Origin of the sequence: Bacteroides fluxus YIT 12057, from assembly GCF_000195635.1 — a bacterium.
GTDB lineage: Bacteria > Bacteroidota > Bacteroidia > Bacteroidales > Bacteroidaceae > Bacteroides > Bacteroides fluxus.
Genome location: NZ_GL882611.1, coordinates 64419 through 85873, shown reverse-complemented (window position 1 = coordinate 85873; position 21455 = coordinate 64419). Strand labels below are relative to the sequence as shown.

At 46.6% G+C, this 21455-nt stretch carries 16 protein-coding genes; 10 read left to right on the top strand and 6 right to left on the bottom strand.

Going from position 1 to position 21455, the window contains the following annotated elements:
- Positions 1 to 12 precede the first annotated feature (12 nt).
- Entirely contained in the window at positions 13 to 1503 is a 1491-nt protein-coding gene (locus HMPREF9446_RS02580) for a glycoside hydrolase family 30 protein (RefSeq protein WP_009123838.1), read from the bottom strand.
- Between the two features lie 187 nt (positions 1504 to 1690).
- Positions 1691 to 3283 (bottom strand): DUF6377 domain-containing protein, encoded by a 1593-nt coding sequence (locus tag HMPREF9446_RS02575; protein WP_009123837.1) that lies wholly within the window; start codon positions 3281 to 3283, stop codon positions 1691 to 1693.
- A gap of 96 nt (positions 3284 to 3379) precedes the next feature.
- Between HMPREF9446_RS02575 and HMPREF9446_RS02570 the strand changes: the two genes are divergently transcribed.
- The 3 genes from HMPREF9446_RS02570 (at position 3380) to HMPREF9446_RS02560 (ending at position 6203) form a co-directional block, all read left to right on the top strand.
- Positions 3380 to 4564, top strand: coding sequence for a DUF5009 domain-containing protein (locus tag HMPREF9446_RS02570; RefSeq protein WP_009123836.1), 1185 nt, complete (start codon positions 3380 to 3382; stop codon positions 4562 to 4564).
- Between the two features lie 75 nt (positions 4565 to 4639).
- Positions 4640 to 5254, top strand: a complete 615-nt coding sequence (locus HMPREF9446_RS02565; RefSeq protein WP_009123835.1) for an epoxyqueuosine reductase QueH — start codon at positions 4640 to 4642, stop codon at positions 5252 to 5254.
- 43 nt (positions 5255 to 5297) lie between these two features.
- Positions 5298 to 6203 (top strand): alkaline phosphatase, encoded by a 906-nt coding sequence (locus tag HMPREF9446_RS02560; protein ID WP_009123834.1) that lies wholly within the window; start codon positions 5298 to 5300, stop codon positions 6201 to 6203.
- Between the two features lie 57 nt (positions 6204 to 6260).
- Here HMPREF9446_RS02560 and HMPREF9446_RS02555 read toward each other — a convergent pair whose 3' ends face one another.
- The gene (locus tag HMPREF9446_RS02555) at positions 6261 to 7508 is read right to left on the bottom strand and encodes a M16 family metallopeptidase (RefSeq protein WP_039968311.1); all 1248 of its coding nucleotides are present in this window, start codon (positions 7506 to 7508) and stop codon (positions 6261 to 6263) included.
- Positions 7509 to 7622: 114 nt separating this feature from the next.
- On the opposite strand from HMPREF9446_RS02555, the gene HMPREF9446_RS02550 reads away from it, so the two are divergent.
- The 4 genes from HMPREF9446_RS02550 to HMPREF9446_RS02535 all read left to right on the top strand — a co-directional run bounded on the left by HMPREF9446_RS02550 (position 7623) and on the right by HMPREF9446_RS02535 (position 12356).
- Complete coding sequence (locus HMPREF9446_RS02550; RefSeq protein ID WP_009123832.1) at positions 7623 to 8228, top strand: SIS domain-containing protein; 606 nt, start codon at positions 7623 to 7625, stop codon at positions 8226 to 8228.
- On the top strand, positions 8216 to 9151 hold the full coding sequence (locus HMPREF9446_RS02545; protein WP_009123831.1) for a carbohydrate kinase family protein: 936 nt from the start codon (positions 8216 to 8218) through the stop codon (positions 9149 to 9151). Before HMPREF9446_RS02550 ends, HMPREF9446_RS02545 begins: the two co-directional genes overlap by 13 nt.
- Positions 9152 to 9228: 77 nt before the next feature.
- Positions 9229 to 10293 (top strand): tyrosine-protein phosphatase, encoded by a 1065-nt coding sequence (locus HMPREF9446_RS02540; protein ID WP_009123830.1) that lies wholly within the window; start codon positions 9229 to 9231, stop codon positions 10291 to 10293.
- A 116-nt stretch (positions 10294 to 10409) separates the two neighbouring features.
- Positions 10410 to 12356: a DEAD/DEAH box helicase gene (locus tag HMPREF9446_RS02535; protein WP_009123829.1), complete on the top strand. Its 1947-nt coding sequence runs from the start codon at positions 10410 to 10412 to the stop codon at positions 12354 to 12356.
- Between the two features lie 608 nt (positions 12357 to 12964).
- Here the strand turns inward: HMPREF9446_RS02535 and HMPREF9446_RS02525 are convergent.
- On the bottom strand, positions 12965 to 15196 hold the full coding sequence (locus tag HMPREF9446_RS02525) for a GH92 family glycosyl hydrolase (RefSeq protein WP_087943529.1): 2232 nt from the start codon (positions 15194 to 15196) through the stop codon (positions 12965 to 12967).
- Between the two features lie 187 nt (positions 15197 to 15383).
- Positions 15384 to 15872, bottom strand: a complete 489-nt coding sequence (locus HMPREF9446_RS02520) for a Dps family protein (protein ID WP_009123826.1) — start codon at positions 15870 to 15872, stop codon at positions 15384 to 15386.
- A 136-nt stretch (positions 15873 to 16008) separates the two neighbouring features.
- Between HMPREF9446_RS02520 and HMPREF9446_RS02515 the strand changes: the two genes are divergently transcribed.
- The 3 genes from HMPREF9446_RS02515 (at position 16009) to ahpF (ending at position 19286) form a co-directional block, all read left to right on the top strand.
- The gene (locus tag HMPREF9446_RS02515) at positions 16009 to 16935 is read left to right on the top strand and encodes a hydrogen peroxide-inducible genes activator (RefSeq protein ID WP_009123825.1); all 927 of its coding nucleotides are present in this window, start codon (positions 16009 to 16011) and stop codon (positions 16933 to 16935) included.
- Between the two features lie 126 nt (positions 16936 to 17061).
- Positions 17062 to 17628, top strand: a complete 567-nt coding sequence (gene ahpC, locus HMPREF9446_RS02510; protein WP_039968306.1) for an alkyl hydroperoxide reductase subunit C — start codon at positions 17062 to 17064, stop codon at positions 17626 to 17628.
- An 80-nt stretch (positions 17629 to 17708) separates the two neighbouring features.
- Positions 17709 to 19286, top strand: coding sequence for an alkyl hydroperoxide reductase subunit F (gene ahpF / locus HMPREF9446_RS02505; protein WP_009123823.1), 1578 nt, complete (start codon positions 17709 to 17711; stop codon positions 19284 to 19286).
- Positions 19287 to 19301: 15 nt separating this feature from the next.
- Here the strand turns inward: ahpF and HMPREF9446_RS02500 are convergent, their stop codons facing one another.
- Entirely contained in the window at positions 19302 to 21446 is a 2145-nt protein-coding gene (locus HMPREF9446_RS02500) for a S46 family peptidase (RefSeq protein ID WP_009123822.1), read from the bottom strand.
- Positions 21447 to 21455: the final 9 nt, after the last annotated feature.

The following is a 21455-nucleotide window of genomic DNA, read 5'->3' as shown; positions in this document are numbered from 1 at the left end:
TGGTTGTTAGTGTTATTTTTTCCAACGGTAAGAGGCAACAGATTTGCCAGGTACCGCACAGTTTATATAATTCTTTCCGTCCACCGTCAGGCTTATGCGTGCAATGTCTTCATTCTGGTTCAACAGCACAAAAGCCACCGTTCCATCGGGATTTTCGAAAGCCGAGTACATCAGGCCATCGGTGGTATCGGCCTTGCTTGCAATACGGAACGCTCCCGGCTTTACAACCGATGACAAATGCCCGATAATGTAGTAGTGTGAGTTGTAAGTGATGGTTTTATAATCTGAACGGTCAATATCTACTGCGCCATAGCAAGTCTGACAACCTCCTTCACGGTTAGGGCCACGTTCCGAATCCAACATCAGGTTCCATACGATAACACCTTTGCACCAATTGTTCACAGTACCGAGGCCCACTTCACGCATATCGTCCATCAGACGCTTCTTCAAATTACGCCCATCATTCCACATACCGATGGAAGTTTCGGTGAAGATCAGCTCCTTATCGGGGCGTTGACGCCGGATATCATTCAATTCCTCCCGATTGCCGCCGTAATTATGATAAGCCGCACCGGTCAAAAAAGAAGCGGCCACTTCATCATCATACATTCTGACAGGATAATCATCCTGGTCTGCCATGTTATCATAATTGTAATTGTGGTCAAAAGCATAAATCTTCGTATCCAGACCGGCAGCTTTGAAAGCCGGACCGAGAGCTTCTTTCACGAAAGCCAGCTCTTCCTTCCAGCCCATAAACAAAGAAGCGGAATTACCCCTGTTCAACGGTTCATTTTGAGGAGTAACCGAATAAATCCGGATACCTTCTTTCTCAAAGGCCTGTACCCACTTCACAAAATAAGTCGCATAGTCCGCATAGCAGTCCGGATTCAACTGACCGCTTGTCCAGGAGTCAAAAGGTTTCTTTTCTTCCAGATTATTCACCTTCATCCATTTGGGGCAAGTCCACGGAGATCCCAATATTTTGATAGCAGGATTGATTGCCAAAATCTCTTTCACAATAGGTATCACATACTCCTTCTCCTCACTTTGCAAGGCGAAATTCTCAATACCCGGCTTGTCACAACACGTATATTCGCTCAACGAGAAGTCGGAACATCCTATTGAAATACGTATATAACTGAAGCCCAATCCGTCCTTTTCAGAAAAAGTCCCAGTTAGGAAACCAGTACGGTCTGCAGGGGCCATCTTCATCAGATTATAACAGGTGGAACCTGTAACGGCAGCGCCAAAACCATCCATAGACTGATAACGTACAGCCGGATTCAAAGTGATGACAGGAGCAAACTTCGGCTTGCCGGAAAACTTTAAAGTAGTTTTACTGAACACCTGCGTACGGTCGGCAGTAGAAATATACGCAGTTACACCGTCTTGAGAGATAACGGGTTCGGGAGGAGTATCCACCGCCGGAGAAGAACCATTGGCACAGGCCATAGCCGCGACAGATACACAGCATCCAAGCAAAAAAGTTAATTTCAATTTCATGGTATCGCTTTTAAAGGTTACTTAAACTTTTCCAAAGTTAGGAAAGATAAAGTTACCCCGTACCAACGAATCTGCAATAGGTGGAGAATGTGAATTATAAAATATCTATAAACAACTAATAAACAAGCATATAACTAATAATAACGAAAGATAAAAAGTGGATATAAAATCTCTATTTGACGTATCATCAGCGTATCTGCATAAGGTGTGTCTCAAAGTCCTCCCTTGAAATACAAGCCTTATTTTTTACCTTGGCCCGGTAGTTATAGATTGTATTGACCGAGTAACGGAGGAATTCCGCAATCTGCGAACTGTCTTCAATACCCAACCGAATCAAGGCAAAAATCCGCAGCTCGGTATTTAGCAACTCACCCTTGCGAAGCACGATTCGTTCTTCGGGCTTCAACAGTTCATTGAATCTTTCGACAAAATCGGGAAAAAGATGCAGAAAAGCAGTATCAAAATTAGCATATAACTCCTTCAGTCCGGTATCAAGTACTTCGCGCGAACGTACCATTTTCAGCAACTCTTCAGTCTGCCCCGCAGATATCTTCTTGTTTACCATGCGACGATATGCGTCTAAGCGGTTGATATAAACAGAACACAAGTTCATAAAACGGCCTATGTATTCTTCCTTGATATGATTGGATATACGCAACTGCCCGTTTGCCTGTTCCAGATGATTACGGGCAAGGGAAAGACGCTTCATCTGCCGGTAAATAAAGGCCATGGCAGCAATCAACAGCAAGGTCAAGGTACTGATCAGCCAGATATATAGCCGTAACCGGTCATTCTGCTTCTCACGCATAGCCTGGTAAGTAAGGTCTATCAGCGAAAGAATGCCTGCAGTCTGCAAACTGCGGCTACGGGCATTATAGCGGTTGGTCTCATTCCACGAAAAACGGATATAGCGATAGGCACGTTCTATATCCCCTTCTTCATAAAGCAGTTCGGCTAACGTCCAAAGCGAAGCATGGTCTGTGATACAAAGGCGAATATCGGCCAGCGCGGACAATGCCAGATAACGTTTTTCCTCTTCCTTGTTCTGCATCTGGCGATACAGCAGGGAACGGTGGTAGGTCACCAAAGCATATCCGGGTGTATCGAGATCCACATTTGCCAGGCGTAAATCGTTTATGCTTAACGCTTCATCCATATTACCGGCCTCCGCTTCCCTTGCCTCTTTCCGTTCCAGGTAAAGAGGCGAGGTAATAGAAAGGACTCCCATCAGCGAATCATCGTAACAAACCGCCTGCTCCCGGTAATGCTTCCTGAAAGTATCATCCAAAGTATAAAGACTCAATTCAACATAAAGTTTATGGCAGCAGTTGTAATACTCCGGCAAGAGACGCACCGGCAGCGTACTTTTATCTATTTGTCCCAACAACTCGGCAGCTTCTTCGTACATCCCTGCAGAAGCCATGAGATAGGCAAGCTCCAAGCGGGTTTCATGAACGGCGTCTTTCTGTCCGTAACGTTCCGCCCAAGCCAAATTTACATTCAGATAATAGATGGCTGAATCACAGATATACGCCTTGTATTCCTTATATATTTCCCCATTCCATCGAAAAAAAGCGGTACTTGCCGTGTCCGTATCCGCCAGTTGCCGCTTCAACCGGGCAATACGGGACTCACGTATAGCCACATAATGTTCGTGCGCACTGACCGCCTCATCCAGAGTACCCATCAATGCAACAACCGGCAACTTATCGGCAGAAGCCACCACATTCTGCACAATTATGCCCCAAAAAAGAAAAAACAACAGCAGCTTCCCTTTCATGGCAACAAATATACTAAGAAATACCGCAAAGCTGTAGCATCAGAAAAAATAGTTTCCTATATTTGCGATTTCAACCCCCAAAAAATAATCACATTTATGAAAAACTTAACACCACAACGAGTGGCTGCGGTTGATGTATTCCGTGCACTCACCATGTTCCTCATGCTCTTCGTCAATGACATCCCCGGTCTGAAAAATGTTCCCCACTGGCTGATGCACGCCAAGATAGACGAAGACATGCTGGGATTCTCCGATACTATTTTCCCTGCATTCCTTTTCTGTATGGGCATGTCCGTATCCCTCGCCATACAGAACCGCTACAAAAAGGGAAACACCACGCTTCAAGTGATTTCACATATCTTCTGGCGCACCATCGCCCTCCTTGCCATGGGACTTTTCTCGCTGAACAGCGGTGGCATAGAAGGCGGGCTGTCACACTCCTGGTTCTCCATCCTGATGGTCATCGGTTTCTTCTTGGTATGGGGAGTCTATCCGAAAGCCGAAGGAAGTAAAAAACACCTTTTCACCGCAATGAAAGTAGCGGGTATATTATTGCTCGCTTTTCTCGTCCTTTATAAAGACATGAACGGCAAACCGTTCCACATAGGCTGGTGGGGTATTCTTGGACTGATAGGCTGGACGTATGCCGTATGCGCAGGTATCTATCTGTTTACCCGTGAGAACCTGCGCAGCAATGCCATTGCCTGGTTTGCCGTGGTACTGCTTGCCGTGCTCAGCCATTCCCAACTGATTCCAGGAGAATATGGCAGCCGCATCATCCTATTGCCGTTTATTCCCAGTGACTGGACTTTGCACGCCTTCGGCATGTCCGGTGTACTGACCTCCCTGTTGATGCAACGGTATGCCGACAAGGGACGTCCCGGACGGTTCATCGGTATGCTTTGCGTAATGGGTGCAAGCATGCTCATACTTGCCCTTGTTTCACATCCGTACTGGATTATCTCAAAAATACAAGCCACCCCTACCTGGCTGTTCTATTGCCTTGCAACATTCTTCCCGCTATTCGGTTTCTTCTATTGGCTGACGGACGTAAAGGGAAAAAACGGTTGGTTCGACATTATCAAGCCTGCCGGTACAGCGACACTGACCTGCTACACCATTCCCTACGTGTGGTATCCCGTCCAGCAACTGCTGCACCTGCATTATCCGGAAGTATTGGGAAGCGGCGTACCGGGACTGCTCAAGTCATTGGTGTTCTCGTTCATCGTTGTCTGGCTGGCCGGCCTGCTAGCGAAAGGAAAAATCAAGCTGAAAGTATAACCGGATCAAAGTAGTGCCAACTTTGTGGACCAACCCGATTTTTTTGTATTTTTGAGGCCTCAATATAAAAGGAATATGCTACAGATAAAGACACCCAACGGTGACAACAAAGTCCTCCTGCACTCCTGCTGTGCACCCTGTTCTTCCGCCATCATTGAATGTATGCTGGCAAACGGCATCTGCCCAACTGTATTCTATTGCAATCCTAACATATATCCTCAAAAAGAATATGAAATCCGGAAAGCCGAGGCCATCCGTTATGTCCAGAATCTGGGACTAGATTTTGTAGATGCCGACTACAATTATGAACATTGGCGCAATACCATGTGCGGCCTGGAAAATGAGCCGGAACGTGGCGGCCGCTGCCTGAAGTGCTTTACCCTCCGGTTGACAGAAACCGCCCGCTATGCGTCCGGACATGGTTTCTCCGTATTCACAACCACCCTTGCCTCCTCCCGTTGGAAAAGCCTGGAACAAATCAATGAAGCCGGCAGACATGCCGCAACTCTCTATCCCGGTACCATATTCTGGGAACAGAACTGGCGCAAAGGCGGACTTCAAGACCGAAGAAACCAGCTTCTTAAAGAATATGACTTCTACAACCAACAATATTGCGGCTGTGAATTCAGTATGAAACGGTTGGATAACGTTGAAAAAAGTTCTGAACAACTTTTTTCAGAATGCAAATAAAATGAAATAAAAACGTACCTTTGGCAAACCAAAAAAGTAAATTATGAAAAAAGTAACCATTACACTGCTTGTATCTCTTATCGCAGTATGTCTTGTATCCACTCATTGCCAAGCAAAAAGCAAAGCAAAACACGTCGTTTTAATCGGTCTGGATGGTTGGGGAGCCTATAGTGTCCCGAAAGCAGACATCCCCCATATCAAACAATTAATGGCAGACGGTTCCTACACGCTTGAAAAACGCTCCGCACTGCCATCCTCCAGTGCCATCAACTGGGCATCTATGTTCATGGGAGCCGGACCCGAACTGCACGGATATACAGAATGGGGATCCAAGACTCCCGAATTACCCTCACGCGTATTAAACGAACACGGCATATTCCCTACCATCTTCCAAGTGCTGCGTGACGCCCGGCCGGAAGCAGAAATAGGCTGCCTGTATGAATGGAGCGGAATTAAATATCTTGTCGATACATTGGCGTTAAGCCATCATGCACAAGCGCCGGACTACAATAAATACCCTGAAGCCCTATGCAACATGGCCGAAAAATATATTAAGGAAAAACAGCCGGTACTGCTTGCCGTCTGTTTCGACAATCCGGATCATGTGGGACATCAGGCAGGGCATGACACACCCGGGTATTATGCCAAACTGAAGGAACTGGATACCTATGTAGGACGTATCATCCAAGCCGTTGAAGATGCAGGCATGCTGAAGGAAACCATATTCATCGTCACTGCCGACCACGGAGGCATTAACAAGGGACATGGAGGCAAGACCATGCAGGAAATGCAGACTCCTTTCATCATCTCCGGCAAAAATGTGAAGAAAGGTCTGGAATTCCACGAAAGCATGATGCAATATGACGTAGCTTCCACCATTGCCCACATCTTCGGGCTGCAACAGCCCCAAGTATGGATAGGACGTCCGGTGACTCAAGTGTTCAAATAGGAACTCCTCCTCAAAACAAAGATTCGGAAGGGCCTTACCTTTCGGATTATATTCCGCTTACCGATAGATCAAGGTGGAAAGATAATTCTCGGCAAACATCTCGTTAGCCACTTCCAAAAGAACTTCCGGAGTGAGTTGCTCTATTCTGCGGAACACCGCTTCGGAAGTTTCATATTTGTGATAATGAAGGAAAGTTTTTCCCATACCTAAGGCATTGTTCTCGTTATTGTCCGAAGCCACCCCGATTTGCCCGACCAGTTGTTTCCGGGCAGCAGCAAGTTGTGATGCAGTCATCTTGACATCACGCAAACGCTTCAGTTCTTTATAAACCAAGCGCATACAGTAATCCATATCTTCAGGATCACATCCGAAGTAAATACAAAATGTACCCGTATCAGTATAGGAGGTAAGGTTGGATTCCACATTATAGACCAATCCGCGACGTTCTCGGAGAGATACGTTCAAGCGACTGTTCATACCGGGACCACCTAAGATATTATTCAGCAGATAAAGTGCCGTCCGCTTGTCATCATAGGCATTATATCCCCGGCTACCGATCATCACATGTGCCTGGTGGGTATCTTTATGCACCACAAGGTGTTCCGGTACATAGAGAGGAGGAGGCAAGCGGCGGTTGTCCACCGGAACCGGAGGAATATCAAGCAATAACTTCTCTGCCCAACGCACCACCTGCCTGAAGTCCAGGTTACCCAATACGAAAAAGACCATATTCCCAGGATGGTAGAAACGGGAAGTGAACGAAACCGCATCTTCGCTGCGGAAAGCTTTCAGCTGTTCCGGATTACCGAGAATATTCCGTCCCAAGGGATGCCCCCGAAATATCAAATCCTCGAAATCATCGAAAATAAGTTCGGAAGGGTTGTCCTCATAAGACTGTATTTCATCTATTATGACTTCCGTCTCTTTCTCAATCTCCCGCTGCGGAAAAGTGGAATGGAATACAATATCCGTCAACAGTTCAAAGGCGCGGCCAAAATGTTCGGTCAGAAAAGCGGAATAGATGACCGTCTCTTCCTTATTGGTATAAGCATTGAGGTCACCGCCCACATTTTCCATCCGGTTCAAGATATGCCACGCCTTGCGCTTTTTAGTACCCTTAAAGATAAGGTGTTCCACAAAGTGCGCCATACCCTGTTCATTTTCAAGTTCATCACGGGTACCGGCATCTACGGCAAATCCACAATAAGCCACTTTGGAAAGTGACGGTTCATGGATGATGCGCAATCCATTGGGCAGGGTATATTGGTTGAAAGCCAATAACGTTTCCTCTTTTAACTTCTTCATTCTGACGTTCCAAACAATTTGAGGCTGCAAAAATACAATAAAACTTATTGCCATTTATGGAAAATTACGGATATTTGTAGGCTATAACCTAACTACTAACAAAATTCAAGCATAATGATTGCATCCATTCAAGAGCTTTTGCAAAAAGAAGCACAAGCCGTACTGAACATCCCCGTAACGGACGCTTACGAAAAAGCAGTAGAACTGATCGTAGAGCAAGTGCACCGCAAAAGAGGAAAGTTAGTGACTTCCGGCATGGGTAAAGCAGGACAAATAGCAATGAACATTGCTACCACCTTCTGTTCGACAGGAATTCCTTCCGTTTTTCTGCACCCCAGTGAAGCACAGCACGGCGACCTCGGCATCCTTCAGGAAAACGACTTGTTGTTGCTTATTTCCAATTCAGGCAAAACTCGTGAAATCGTGGAACTGACACGTCTGGCACATAACCTGAACCCGGATCTGAAGTTCATTGTGATTACCGGAAACCCGGACAGTCCACTGGCGCACGAATCCAACGTATGCCTCAGCACCGGACACCCGGACGAAGTCTGTACCTTGGGCATGACTCCTACCACCTCGACTACCGCAATGACCGTAATCGGCGACATACTGGTAGTACAGACCATGAAAGAAACCGGATTTACAATTGAAGACTATTCAAAACGCCATCACGGCGGTTATCTCGGAGAAAAATCACGATCATTATGCGTAAAGTAATCGGCATCGGAGAGACCATATTGGACATTATCTTCCGCGGTGACCAACCCACGGCAGCAGTTCCCGGCGGTTCTGTATTCAACGGTATCGTCTCTTTAGGACGGGCGGGCATTCCCATCAGCTTTATCAGCGAAACGGGCAATGACCATGTAGGCAATATCATCCTGCAATTCATGCGGGACAACCATATACCTACCGACCATGTCAATGTATTCCCCGACGGAAAATCTCCCGTGTCGCTGGCTTTTCTGAACAACCAAAGCGATGCGGAATACATCTTTTATAAAAACTATCCCAAACAGCGCCTGGACGTAGTCTATCCAAAACTGGAAGAAGATGACATTGTCGTTATCGGCTCCTACTACGCACTGAATCCGGTATTGCGTGACAAAGTTCTGGAATTGCTCGACCAGGCTCGTGAAAAAAAAGCTATCGTTTATTACGATCCCAACTTCCGTTCCTCACACAAGGAAGAAGCTATCAAACTGGCTCCTACCATCATCGAGAACCTGGAATATGCCAATATCGTACGCGGCTCGCAGGAAGATTTCTTTTATATGTACAACCTGCGTGAGGCCGACAAGATATATAAGGATAAAATCAAGTTCTATTGTCCTAATTTTCTTTGTACGGCAGGCGCAGAGCAGATTTCGTTGCGCACTCAGAGCATTTCCAAAGAATATCCTATCCCCCCGTTGGAAGCAGTCAGCACCATCGGCGCAGGTGATAATTTCAATGCCGGTATTATCTACGGCCTGTTGAAATACGATGTCCGGTATGAAGACTTGAACCAGATAGACGAAAGTACGTGGGATAAAATTATCCGGTGTGGTATGGACTTTGCGGCAGAAGTATGCAAAAGCTTCAGTAATTCAGTATCAAAAGAGTTTGCAGAAAAATTAATGTTAGAAAAAGAAATATAAAACCTTTGCATTGCAAGTATTCTCTGTCGTGAAAAATCATATATTTGTGATTGACGACTATAGAGAGTTTACATACTATGTACAAGAATCTGCTGAACTTACTGGCCTTGGTGGTATTGCTTCCTTCCTGCAGCGGCACTGCTCCCCGCATTTCCGTTGTCTGTGAAGAAAACAATGTAGGAAATTGTATTGTCAAATGGGAAATGACTCCCCCCATCAAGGGAAGTGTAAAGGTATATGCTTCTACCGATCCTGATCGTATTCCGGAAGACGTTCCTGTCGCGATGGCCGATATCTCCGACCTGAAGATGACTGTCATCACTACCGATCCCACCCAACGGTACTACTATAGTCTTGTTTTCGGTGACAAGTACCGGATAAAGATTGCCACACGCAACATCAATATTCCAGGTATCCAGAACTTCCGTGACCTGGGAGGCTATCCGTCCTATACCACCCGCAAGGAGGTACGTTGGGGCATGCTCTACCGTTCGGCCGAAATAGACAGCCTGGCATACTGCTCACGCAGGGAACTCAAGAATATCGGCATAAAGACGATTATAGACCTGCGTGCCGGTTCTGAGTCCCAAAGGCAGGATCCTCTGCAAAAAGAATTTAAAGTGATCCACATCCCCATTGCAACAGGAGATATGGAAGATATTCTGAAAGGTATCCAGGAGCAGAAAATTAAAAGCGACACCGTCTATCGAATGGTAGAACAAATGAATCGTGATCTCATCGGCAATTATACCAAGGAATACCGCCGGATTTTCGATATCCTGCTGGATAAGAACAATTATCCCGTCGTTGTCCACTGTTCTTCGGGCAAAGGGCGTACAGGTGTCGTCTCGGCGTTGGTACTCGCCGCCCTCGGCGTAAACGAGGACATCATCATGGAAGATTACCGGCTCAGCAATGACTATTTCAACATTCCGGCTGCTTCAAAATATGCCTATCAGCTTCCGGCACGCTCACAGGAAGCCATTACCACCTTGTTCTCCGCCAGAGAAGATTTTCTGAATGCCGCCAAGGAAGAAGCCGAACGGGAATATGGAGATATAGCCACCTATCTGCAGAAAGGTATCGGACTGGACAAAGAAGAGATAAAAAAGCTGCAAAGCATTCTTCTGACGAATAATTAATCATTGACAACGGATTATTTAAGGGGTAACAGCATAATTATCAACGATTCATTATCAATTATCCATTGTTTATCACTATCTTTGTGCCCGAAATATAAAGATATACAGAAGATTTAATGAAGACATTTGAAGAGCTCGGTGTGTCGGCGGAGATACGCCGTGCCATTGAAGAAATGGGTTACGAGCAGCCCATGCCGGTACAAGAGGAAGTAATACCTTACCTCTTAGGAGAAAATAATGATGTAGTAGCACTGGCACAAACAGGAACAGGAAAGACCGCAGCGTTCGGTCTGCCGCTCATACAGAAGATTAACGTCAACAACAGAATTCCCCAATCTCTTATTCTCTGCCCCACGCGCGAACTTTGCCTGCAGATAGCGGGCGACTTAAACGATTATTCCAAATACATCGACGGTTTGCGGGTGTTGCCCGTATATGGCGGTTCGTCCATAGAGAGCCAGATACGTGCCCTGAAACGAGGCGTACATATCATTGTAGCCACTCCGGGACGCCTGCTCGACTTGATGGAACGCAAGACCGTCTCCCTCTCTACCATCCAGAACGTAGTAATGGATGAAGCGGACGAAATGCTGAACATGGGATTCACAGACAGCATCAATGCCATTCTTGCCGATGTGCCGCAAGAGCGTAACACACTGCTGTTCTCTGCCACCATGAGTCCGGAAATCGCACGTATCTCCAAGAAATACTTACGTGACGCCAAAGAAATTACCATCGGACGCAAGAATGAAAGTACCAGCAATGTAAAGCATGTGGTCTTCTGTGTACATGCCAAAGATAAATACGCTGCCTTGAAACGCATTGTGGATTATAATCCGCAAATATACGGCATCATCTTCTGCCGTACCCGTAAGGAGACACAGGAAATTGCCGACAAACTGATGCAGGAAGGTTACAATGCCGACTCCTTGCATGGTGAGTTAAGCCAGGCGCAACGCGACGCCGTGATGCAGAAGTTCCGTATCCGCAACCTGCAACTGCTGGTTGCCACAGACGTCGCTGCACGCGGACTGGACGTGGACGACCTTACTCATGTCATTAATTACGGTTTGCCCGACGATACGGAAAGTTATACCCACCGCAGCGGACGTACCGGACGTGCCGGAAAGACAGGAACTTCCATTGCCATCATCAACTTACGCGAGAAAGGAAAACTGCGTGAAATAGAGCGTATCATCGGCAAGAAATTCATTGCCGGAGAGATGCCTACCGGCAAACAAATCTGCGAAAAGCAATTGCTGAAGGTGATAGACGAACTTGAAAAGGTAAAAGTCAACGAAGACGAAATCGGTGACTTCATGCCCGACATCTATCGTAAACTGGACTGGCTGAGTAAAGAGGATCTTATCAAACGTATGGTTTCCCATGAATTCAACCGTTTCCTGGAATACTACCGTGACCGTGAAGAAATAGAGATAGCCAACGGCAGCGAACGTAGCGGAAAAGATGGAGTACGGAGAGAACGGAGAGACGGTGGCCGCCAGGCACAGCCGGGCTATACCCGCCTTTTCATCAACTTGGGCAAGATGGACAACTTTTTCCCCAATGAACTTATCGGCTTGCTGAACAAAAATACCCGCGGGCGTGTCGAACTTGGACGTATCGACCTGATGCCGAAATTTTCCTTCTTTGAGGTGGAAGAAAAAGAAGCCCAGAACGTGATGAAATCCTTGAACCGTGCCAATTGGAACGGACGCAAGATAGCTGTCGAGGTTGCCGGAGAAGAAAGCAAGGAAACCTCAAGAGGCAGCCGCAGAGAAGAAGGAGGCAACTACGGTAGAAAGGAATTCGGCGGCAAGAAGCGCAGTTACAAAGATGAAAAGACCGGCGAAGCCAACAGCAAGCGCAACAAAAAGTCCGAAACTGCCTCTGCCGACAAGAAAAAGAGTAAATCCAGCCGCGAAGAACGTGGATATACCCAAGCCCGAGGCAAAAAAGATGACTGGAGACAATTCTTCCAAGGCAACAATAACGGCCCTAAAGATGCAGAACCCGATTTCAGCGAAGAGGGTTGGGCAAGAAGGACACCGAAAAAGAAATAGAGGAAAAATATCCGAAAACACTTAAAACAGAATTCACTCCATTTATGAAGCGCTGGAATAATATTCGTTTATTCCGGCGTTTTTTGTATTTTTATACCCCGTCCGAAGTATGAGATAAAGAAAGATAGTGTATATTCGTATTCTTTCCGCATTGAGGGAATCAAATAATCAGATTCTTTGAAAAAAAGTCAATCTATTCTTTATAAGAAAAGCCGAAACACTTGACTTCGCTTTTTCAATGTAGTATATTTGTATCCGTATATCTTCATCTCATACCATTTCAAGCATTATTCCCCCCACTTCCCTGATTCCGTACTCCCCTCCCGGCAACAGAATATCATGCCTCAGAAGTAGGGAAATGCCATATCCTGTCATCAAAGTTCGAGAATTGAATATTGGACTTACGGCATTTACATCATGTGTTTCATACAAACAGACCATCCATTTCATACAAACAGACCATCTGTTTGCATGAAACACATGATGCGTTCAGGGCAAACTGATGGTCTGTTCCGAAAATACCTTATCTGCCTCAACGGCAAGATGAAGGTCCCTTCAACCGTTAATAATATAGAAATCTGCTCTTGACAAGGTTTTCATCAGAAACTTTATTTACTATAAGAATACGGGAACTCTTTTTGATAAACGCCTCTTTCTTTATTAGGAATACTATCCATAACCAGACGGAACTCACCGCCTCCAGTCAATTCACTATGTTTTAAATAGTTATTAGTAAATTCTTGCCCATTCAACACAGCCGAACGAATATAGCAATTGGCATCTGATACACCTTCAGCATGTATCGTGAATGTCTTCTCTCCGGGCAATGAAAGCGTAGCTTTCGGAAATAACGGACTACCCAGAACATACTCCGATGCACCGGGACACACGGGATAGAAACCAAGTGCCGTAAATACATACCAAGCTGACGTCTGCCCGTTGTCTTCATCACCGCAATAACCTTCCGGACCGGAATTATAGAGTTTGTTCAAGACATTACGGCTATGATACTGGGCCTTCCAAGGTTGACCTACATAATTATACAGATAAATGGCATGTTGCACAGGCTGGTTACCGTGGGCATACTGCCCCATATTCAGGGCGACCATCTCGGCTATCTCATGAATCACAAAGCCGTACGTACCGTAATTGAAGGTATTGGGAGCCGCAAACATAGAGTCAAGACGGGCAGCCATCGGCTCATGCCCACCTAATAGAGCCGACAGTCCTTCCGGATCGTGGAACACACTCCAAGTCCAATGCCAGGAACATCCTTCAGTAAAAGGACCTCCCCACTCCGTTGCATCAAAGTTGTCGCGCCATTTGCCGTCAGCCGACTTCGCCCACATAAAGCCTTTCTCCGGATGGAACAGATTACGATAGTTCTGGGCTTTCTTGTAATATTCCGTTGCTACTTCCCGGTTTCCGGTCTCTTCGGCAAAACGTGCCAGACACCAGTCGGCATAAGCATACTCCAGCGTTTTGGCAGTCGCCTCATGCACTTCGGGATAGGGAACATATCCCAACTTATCATATTCGGCATAGCCGTCACGCCCCACCGAAGATATTTCTTCCGACCGTGCCTGCGTCTGATGCAGCATGGCTTCCAGCGCTTTATCCTTATCAAAAGTACGTATCCCTTTCATCCAGGCATCGGTAAGCAAAGAGATGGAATTGTTTCCTATCATACAACCACGATGCCCCGGACTTGCCCATTCGGGCATAAAACCACTTTCATCGTAAGCATTCAATATAGATTGCATTATACGCCCGCTCACTTCCGGGTATATCAAAGTAAATAAGGGATGTACTGCACGGAAAGTATCCCAGAAGCCATTGTCGGTGTACATATATCCTTTATGTACGCGTCCGTCATAAGGACTGTAATAAACGGCTTCCCCGTTCTCATCAAACTCGTACAACTCACGCGGGAAGAGTAAGGTGCGGTACAGGCAAGAATAGAATGTTTTTTGCTGTTCTATAGTCCCTCCTTCTACTTTGATACGTCCCATCTGTTCGTTCCAGACTTTTTCAGCTTCTTTTGACACTGTTTCCAACGACCGTCCGGCCACTTCACGCATAAAATTCAAACGTGCCTGTTCATGCCCGATAAAAGAAGACGCTGTACGTATAGTCAGCTTTTCACCCGGTTTCAAATTAAACTTGACATAAGCACAAGCATTCTCGTCGGAACCGGATTCTATGACAGGTTTATCAAATTCTACAATAAAATGATTGCCGAAATTATCAGGCACCCCACCGTTATTATAACGGGTAATACCATAAATGCAATTTTTCTCCTTGTCCAACGTTATACTTCCACCGTGCTGATAAGCATCAACCACTACATATTGTCCTTCTTCCGAAGGATAGGTTACTTCCAATACCGCACCACGTGAAGTGGCGGACAAGGCCGTAGTAACCCCATTGTTAAACTTTACCCGGTAGTGGTTCGGAGCAGCTTCTTCATTGGCGTGATCAAAAGATACACCGCGATTCCTATGATCCATAACGACCTCTCCAAGCAGAGGCATAATCGAGAAAGTCCCATAATCGTTTATCCAAGGACTAGGCTGGTGGGTTTGCCGGAATCCTCTTATCAGACTGTCCGTATACATATACATCCATCCGCTCCCATTCTCTCCAGTCTGCGGAGCCCAAAAATTCATTCCCCAAGGAACGGCAACAGCCGGATAAGTATTGCCATGAGAAAACTCATAAGTAGATGACGTACCCATCAGGGGATTCACCAAGGTAACCAATGACGGTTGTACATCTTGTCTGCACGAGACAAGTAACAGACAAAGATAAAAGCAGCAAATCAATCTTTTCATAAATATCACTCTTTTGTTATTAATAAGCGTGGTTAAACATTATTTGACTGCTAATATAAAAAGAAAGGGGTTAAACAAACGCTTAACTATGGGTTAAGTCCCGAAACTAGTTAAAATAAAGTAGTGAACCAACAAAAAAGAGGGTGATAAAGCATCACTTTACCACCCCTTACTCTGTCAATTCTCCACTTACTTATTTTTCACAAGCTTTTGTGCTGAAAGCAACCAGCATCCATACCATCTTTTCCTGTTCTTTCAGATAACCGGTCATCAGGTCGGCAGTCGCGTCGTCATGAGCCTCGTTGGCCAGGTCAATCAATTTTCTCTCTGCACCGATGAGGTACTTGTAAGTATCCAGAATATGGTCAACAGCCTCGCTGCCGCAAGAAATGCCGGAAATCTCCTTCACCTTGGCCACTTTCAGGTATTCACTGAATTTATTCTCCGGTGTACCGCCCAACATCAAAAGACGTTCTGCTATCTCATCCACCTTTTCGGCGGCATCGTTATACATGTCTTCAAATTTGCCGTGCAACACAAAGAAACCGTGTCCCTTGATGTCCCAATGGAAACCGCGGAGGTTTGTATAATGTACCTGGAAATCTGCCAGTAACTGGTTCAAGGCTGATATTACGTTAGCAACCTTTGCATCGTTCAAGTGTAAGTAATCTAAAGTCTTCATGATTTTGTTATTTAAAGGGTTTATACTATTTTTGTTTTGTTGCAAAGATAAGGGGGAAACAAATGCTTGTCAAACAGATAATTTCTATCTTTGCATAGACTCATTCTATATATAACAACCAAAATTCCTGTTTACCATGACTTTACAACAATTGGAATACATCCTTGCAGTCAACCGGTTCCGCCATTTCGCCAAAGCCGCAGAATATTGCCGCGTGACTCAGCCCACCTTGAGCGCCATGATACAGAAACTGGAAGAAGAGCTGGACACCAAGATTTTTGACCGCAGCCAACAACCCGTCTGCCCCACCCCTATCGGTATCCGCATCATAGAACAAGCCCAAAATGTATTGGTTCAGGCCAATCGTATAAAAAACATTATAGAGGAAGAGAAACATTCGCTCACCGGCTCATTCACATTAGGAATACTCCCCACCATTGCCCCGTATCTCCTGCCACGGTTTTTCCCGCAATTAATGAAAAAATATCCGCAACTGGATATCAGGGTAATCGAGATGAAGACAAATGATATCAAGAAATCCCTGCAGGACGGAGAAATAGACGCAGGTATCGTGGCAAGCCTTGCAGGTATGGAAGAGTTCCTTCAAACCTCCCTGTTCTATGAACAATTCTTCGCCTATGTCTCCCGCGAAGATGCCCTTTCAGGAAATACAGTCATCCGTACCTCCGATTTAACCAATGAACAGCTTTGGCTATTGGATGAAGGGCATTGCTTCCGCGACCAACTGGTGCGCTTCTGTCAATTGAAGACCGCACGCGCAAGCCAGCTCGCCTATCATCTGGGCAGCATGGAAACTTTCATGCGCATGGTAGAGAGCGGCAAAGGAGTGACTTTTATCCCGGAACTGGCCATTTTGCAGCTCAATGAAACACAGAAAGAACTGGTACGCCCTTTTGCCATACCTTGCCCTACCCGGCAGATTGTCATGCTGACGAACCGGAACTTTGTCCGCTTCACTCTGCTGCAGGCATTGACACAGGAGATACAAGCCGCAATACCCCGGGAAATGCTGGCTGTGAAGCCAACACAGGTACTTGTATAGATTTCGTCTATCAGCTCATAAAACTTTTCAATAGGATTTCTTGTTCTACCGGGAAAAAATGCTATATTTTTGCAAGCAGAGAAAGCAAGAAATAACAAAAAGCTAAACCTATTAAAAAGTAAAATTATGGAGCCAATTATCAACTCTCAACTCCCTGAATTCAAAGTTCAGGCTTTCCAGAACGGAAGTTTCAAGACAGTATCCAACGAAGATGTAAAAGGCAAATGGGCCATCTTCTTCTTTTATCCGGCAGACTTTACCTTTGTATGTCCTACCGAATTGGTGGACATCGCCGAGAAATATGACCAGTTCCAGGCAATGGGTGTAGAAGTATATTCTGTAAGTACAGACTCACATTTCGTACACAAGGCATGGCATGATGCTTCCGAAAGCATCCGTAAGATCAAATACCCGATGCTGGCGGACCCGACAGGTGTATTGAGCCGTGCGTTCGGCGTGATGATTGAAGACGAAGGCATGGCCTATCGCGGCACATTCCTCGTAAATCCCGAAGGTAAAATCAAGATTGCCGAAATCCAGGACAACAACATCGGACGTAACGCAGACGAACTGTTGCGCAAGGTAGAGGCTGCACAATTCGTAGCTACACACGACGGTGAGGTTTGCCCCGCCAAATGGAAGAAAGGCAGCGCAACCCTGAAGCCGAGTATTGATCTCGTAGGCAAAATCTAATCCCCACAGCAGGGAACTCCCGTTTCCATTCGTGGGGACGGGAGTTTTTCATACAAGAAACTTATCTAAAACCCATCCACATGTTAGAAACCAATATATTAGACCAGGTGCGGAGCGTATTCCAGCATTTGGAAGCCCGCTATACCTTCCACATTACCTACAATCCCAAGCAGGAGCAAGCTCAAGAACTTATCGGATTCCTGAATGATGTGGCAAGTTGTTCCGGGCAACTGTCCTGCCAATTGACAGAAACCGGTGAACCCGAACTGGAGTTTACCCTCCTGAAAGAAAACAAGGAAACCGGAATTAAATTCCGGGCGATTCCAGGCGGCCACGAGTTCACTTCCCTGCTCCTTGCCGTGCTGAATGCCGATGGAAAGGGCAAAAATCTACCGGATGAAGCCATCAGCCGCCGTATCAAGGCATTAAAAGGGCCCATACACCTGCAAACCTATGTATCGCTGACTTGTACCAACTGTCCGGACATAGTGCAGGCACTCAATATCATGGCATTGCTGAATCCCCAAATCACACATGACACCATAGACGGAGCCATCTTCCAGGAAGAAGCAGACACCCTCAAAATACAAGCCGTACCGTCCGTTTATGCCAACGGAAAACAATTTCACGTAGGGCGCGGCTCTTTGGGAGAACTTCTACAGAAGCTGGAAGAGACCTTCGGCAGCCTGCCGCAGGAAGATGCCGAACCCGTTCAAAGGGAATTTGACACTTTGGTTCTTGGCGGAGGTCCGGCAGGAGCTTCAGCAGCCATTTATTCTGCCCGCAAAGGGCTGCGCGTGGGCATCATCGCCGAAAAGATAGGTGGGCAGGTAAAGGAAACCGTGGGTATCGAAAACCTTATTTCCATACCGCAAACAACAGGTTCACAACTTGCCGGTGCACTCAGAAACCATATAGGGCACTATCCGGTAGAAATCTTTGAAAACCGCAAGATAGAGAAAGCAGAGCTTCAAGGCAAAGAAAAGAAAATCTTCACCGCCGGCGGAGAAACATTTACAGCTCCCTCGGTAATCATTGCCACAGGCGCCAGTTGGCGCAAACTGAACGTAGAGGGCGAAGCGGAATACATAGGGCGTGGTGTAGCCTTTTGCCCGCATTGCGACGGACCGTTCTATCAAGGCAAGCATGTGGCGGTCATCGGTGGAGGCAACTCGGGGATTGAAGCTGCCATCGACTTGGCAGGCATCTGCAAGAAGGTGACTGTGTTTGAGTTTGCCGATACGCTGAAAGCCGACCAAGTGCTGCAAGAGAAGGCAAGAAGCCTGCCGAATGTAGAAATCTTCACCTCGTCACAGACCATAAAAGTCGATGGAAACGGGGAAAAAGTAACGTCTATCCGCGTCATGAACCGCCTCACCGGTGAGGAACGCGATTATCCTCTGGACGGTATTTTTGTACAGATTGGCCTGGCAGCCAACAGCGCTCCTTTCCGCAATGTATTGGACGTGACACCGATAGGTGAAATCAAGATAGATGCCTTCTGCCGTACCGCACTTCCGGGAGTATATGCCGCAGGAGACGTTTCAAATGTTCCCTATAAACAGATTGTCATTGCCATGGGTGAAGGGGCAAAAGCGGCACTGTCGGCATTCGATGACCGCATCCGGGGCACGGATCAACTAATAAAATCCGTGTAATCCGTGCCTGGAAGCTCATCTTGGCGCAGTCTTCATCTTCAATTCCTCAATCAGATTCCCCGCTTTTCCATACTTCTCAATCATGAACAACATGTAGCGCACATCCACCCCGATGGTGCGCTGCATCTTCGGTTCATAGAGAATGTCACTGCTCATGGCCTCCCAATTGCCGTCGAAAGCCAGTCCTAAAAGTTCTCCTTTGTCATTGAACATGGCACTGCCGGAATTCCCGCCGGTAATATCATTGTTTGAGATGAAACAAACGTTCATCTCCCCCTTTTCACCGGCATATTTTCCGAAATCACCGGACGAAAGAAGAGACAGCAGTTCCGGCTGTACCTCAAAATCCACATCACCGGCATGGGTTTTCACTTTTTCCAGAATACCTTTGGTAGTTGTATAGTAATCATATTCCGCCCCGTCAAACGGAGTGTATCCGCATACCGTACCAAAACTGAGACGCATGGTAGAATTGGCATCCGGATAGAAATTACGGGAAGCATACATCCGCCGTACAGCAGCATTCAGCAGACGTTCGTTACGGATAATCTCACCGGATGCCTGCTGCATCCGAATATTCATTTCAAACAACTTGGTTATCAAGTCAATGCCCAAAGTAATGGCAGGGTCATCGTAGATATGATACGTACTGTCCTGCTCCAGGAAGCGCTTCAGTCCACGGGGAGTAGTCAGTTCCGAACGGGCATAAAGGCTATCCACATACGAACGTTCATTGCCGTCGTACAACGTATCGATGGTCTGATAAAGCTCCGGAAGATATTGGGCCTCTACCCGTGAGCGATACTCTTTCAGCAAGGCGGTGAAAACCTCCTTGTCAATGTCCAGGTCGAGGTTGGCATATTTCTCAATGATGGCTTTCAAATTGGCGATAACCGTCTTTTCCTCCCCTTCGAAATCGAAATTCAGAATGGACAATGACAGTTGTATCAGTTCAGGACCATTCAGAAATGACTCGACAAAGTAGGCCTGCGCATGATTTTCCTCACGGCGGTTCTTGTAGTTCAGTTCCAGATCGGAGAAAAGATGCAGAAGCCGCTCACGCTCTCCGGGTGTCTGCTGAATCCAGCGGCGGAGTTCCTGCTCCATGGCGCGTTTCTTGTCCAGTACATGAAGCTTGCGGACGGCACGGTTCACACCGATGCTGTTCTTCCAATAATTGGAGCTTTCATCGTATTTGGAAGCATATTTGATGCGAATGCTGTCCCGGCTGTCCATTTCACGTTTCCAAATGGCCTGCTTCACGCCACGTATATCGATTTGTGCCTGGTTGGAATTATTCATCATTTCCTCAATGCCAAAAGAAGACAGATAACGTTCCGTACTGCCGGGATATCCCAAGGTCATGCAGAAAGAGCCTTCATGATAACCATCGAGTGAAACCGGCGCCACATATTCGGGATGATAGGGCACATTGTCAGGAGAGTAATCGGCAGGACGGTTATGCCTGTCGGCATAAATACGGAAAACGCTGAAATCCCCCGTATGGCGCGGCCATTCCCAGTTATCCGTGTCCCAACCGAACTTGCCCACCGAGGAAGGCGGGGCAAACACCAGACGGACATCATTGTAATCGCGATAGACAGAAAGCCAGAATTCATTGCCGCCATAATACGCATCTACGATGCCTGTCAGCGTGGAATCCTTATGGGAAACCTCTTCACCGATAACCAGCATCACCGAATCTATCGCATTGGAACGTTCTGTCTCATCCATACCGGGTTTCACGATATCCAGTACCCGTTTGGTCACATCTTCCTGACGCAACAGGAAGCGTACATAAAGTTCCGGATTCGGCAACTCCTCACTCCTGCTGTGCGCCACAAAGCCGTCCTTCAGATAATCATGCTCTACGGTGGAATGCTGCTGTATGCTGCTGAACCCGCAATGATGATTCGTAAACACCAATCCGTCCTCCGACACCACGACTCCGGAACAAAAGCCGCCGAAGCTGACCACGGCATCTTTCAGAGAAGGGCGTTTGGAACTATACAACTTGCTTGCAGGCATCTGCAAACCCATTTCTTTCATTGTCTCCCGGGTCTGTTTATTCAGGTTGCCCAACATCCACATCCCTTCATCTGCCCGTCCTGCCAGTGTAAAAAGGCAGCAGGCCGCTATTAGCGTAAGTCTCAGTCTCATTCCGGTCCG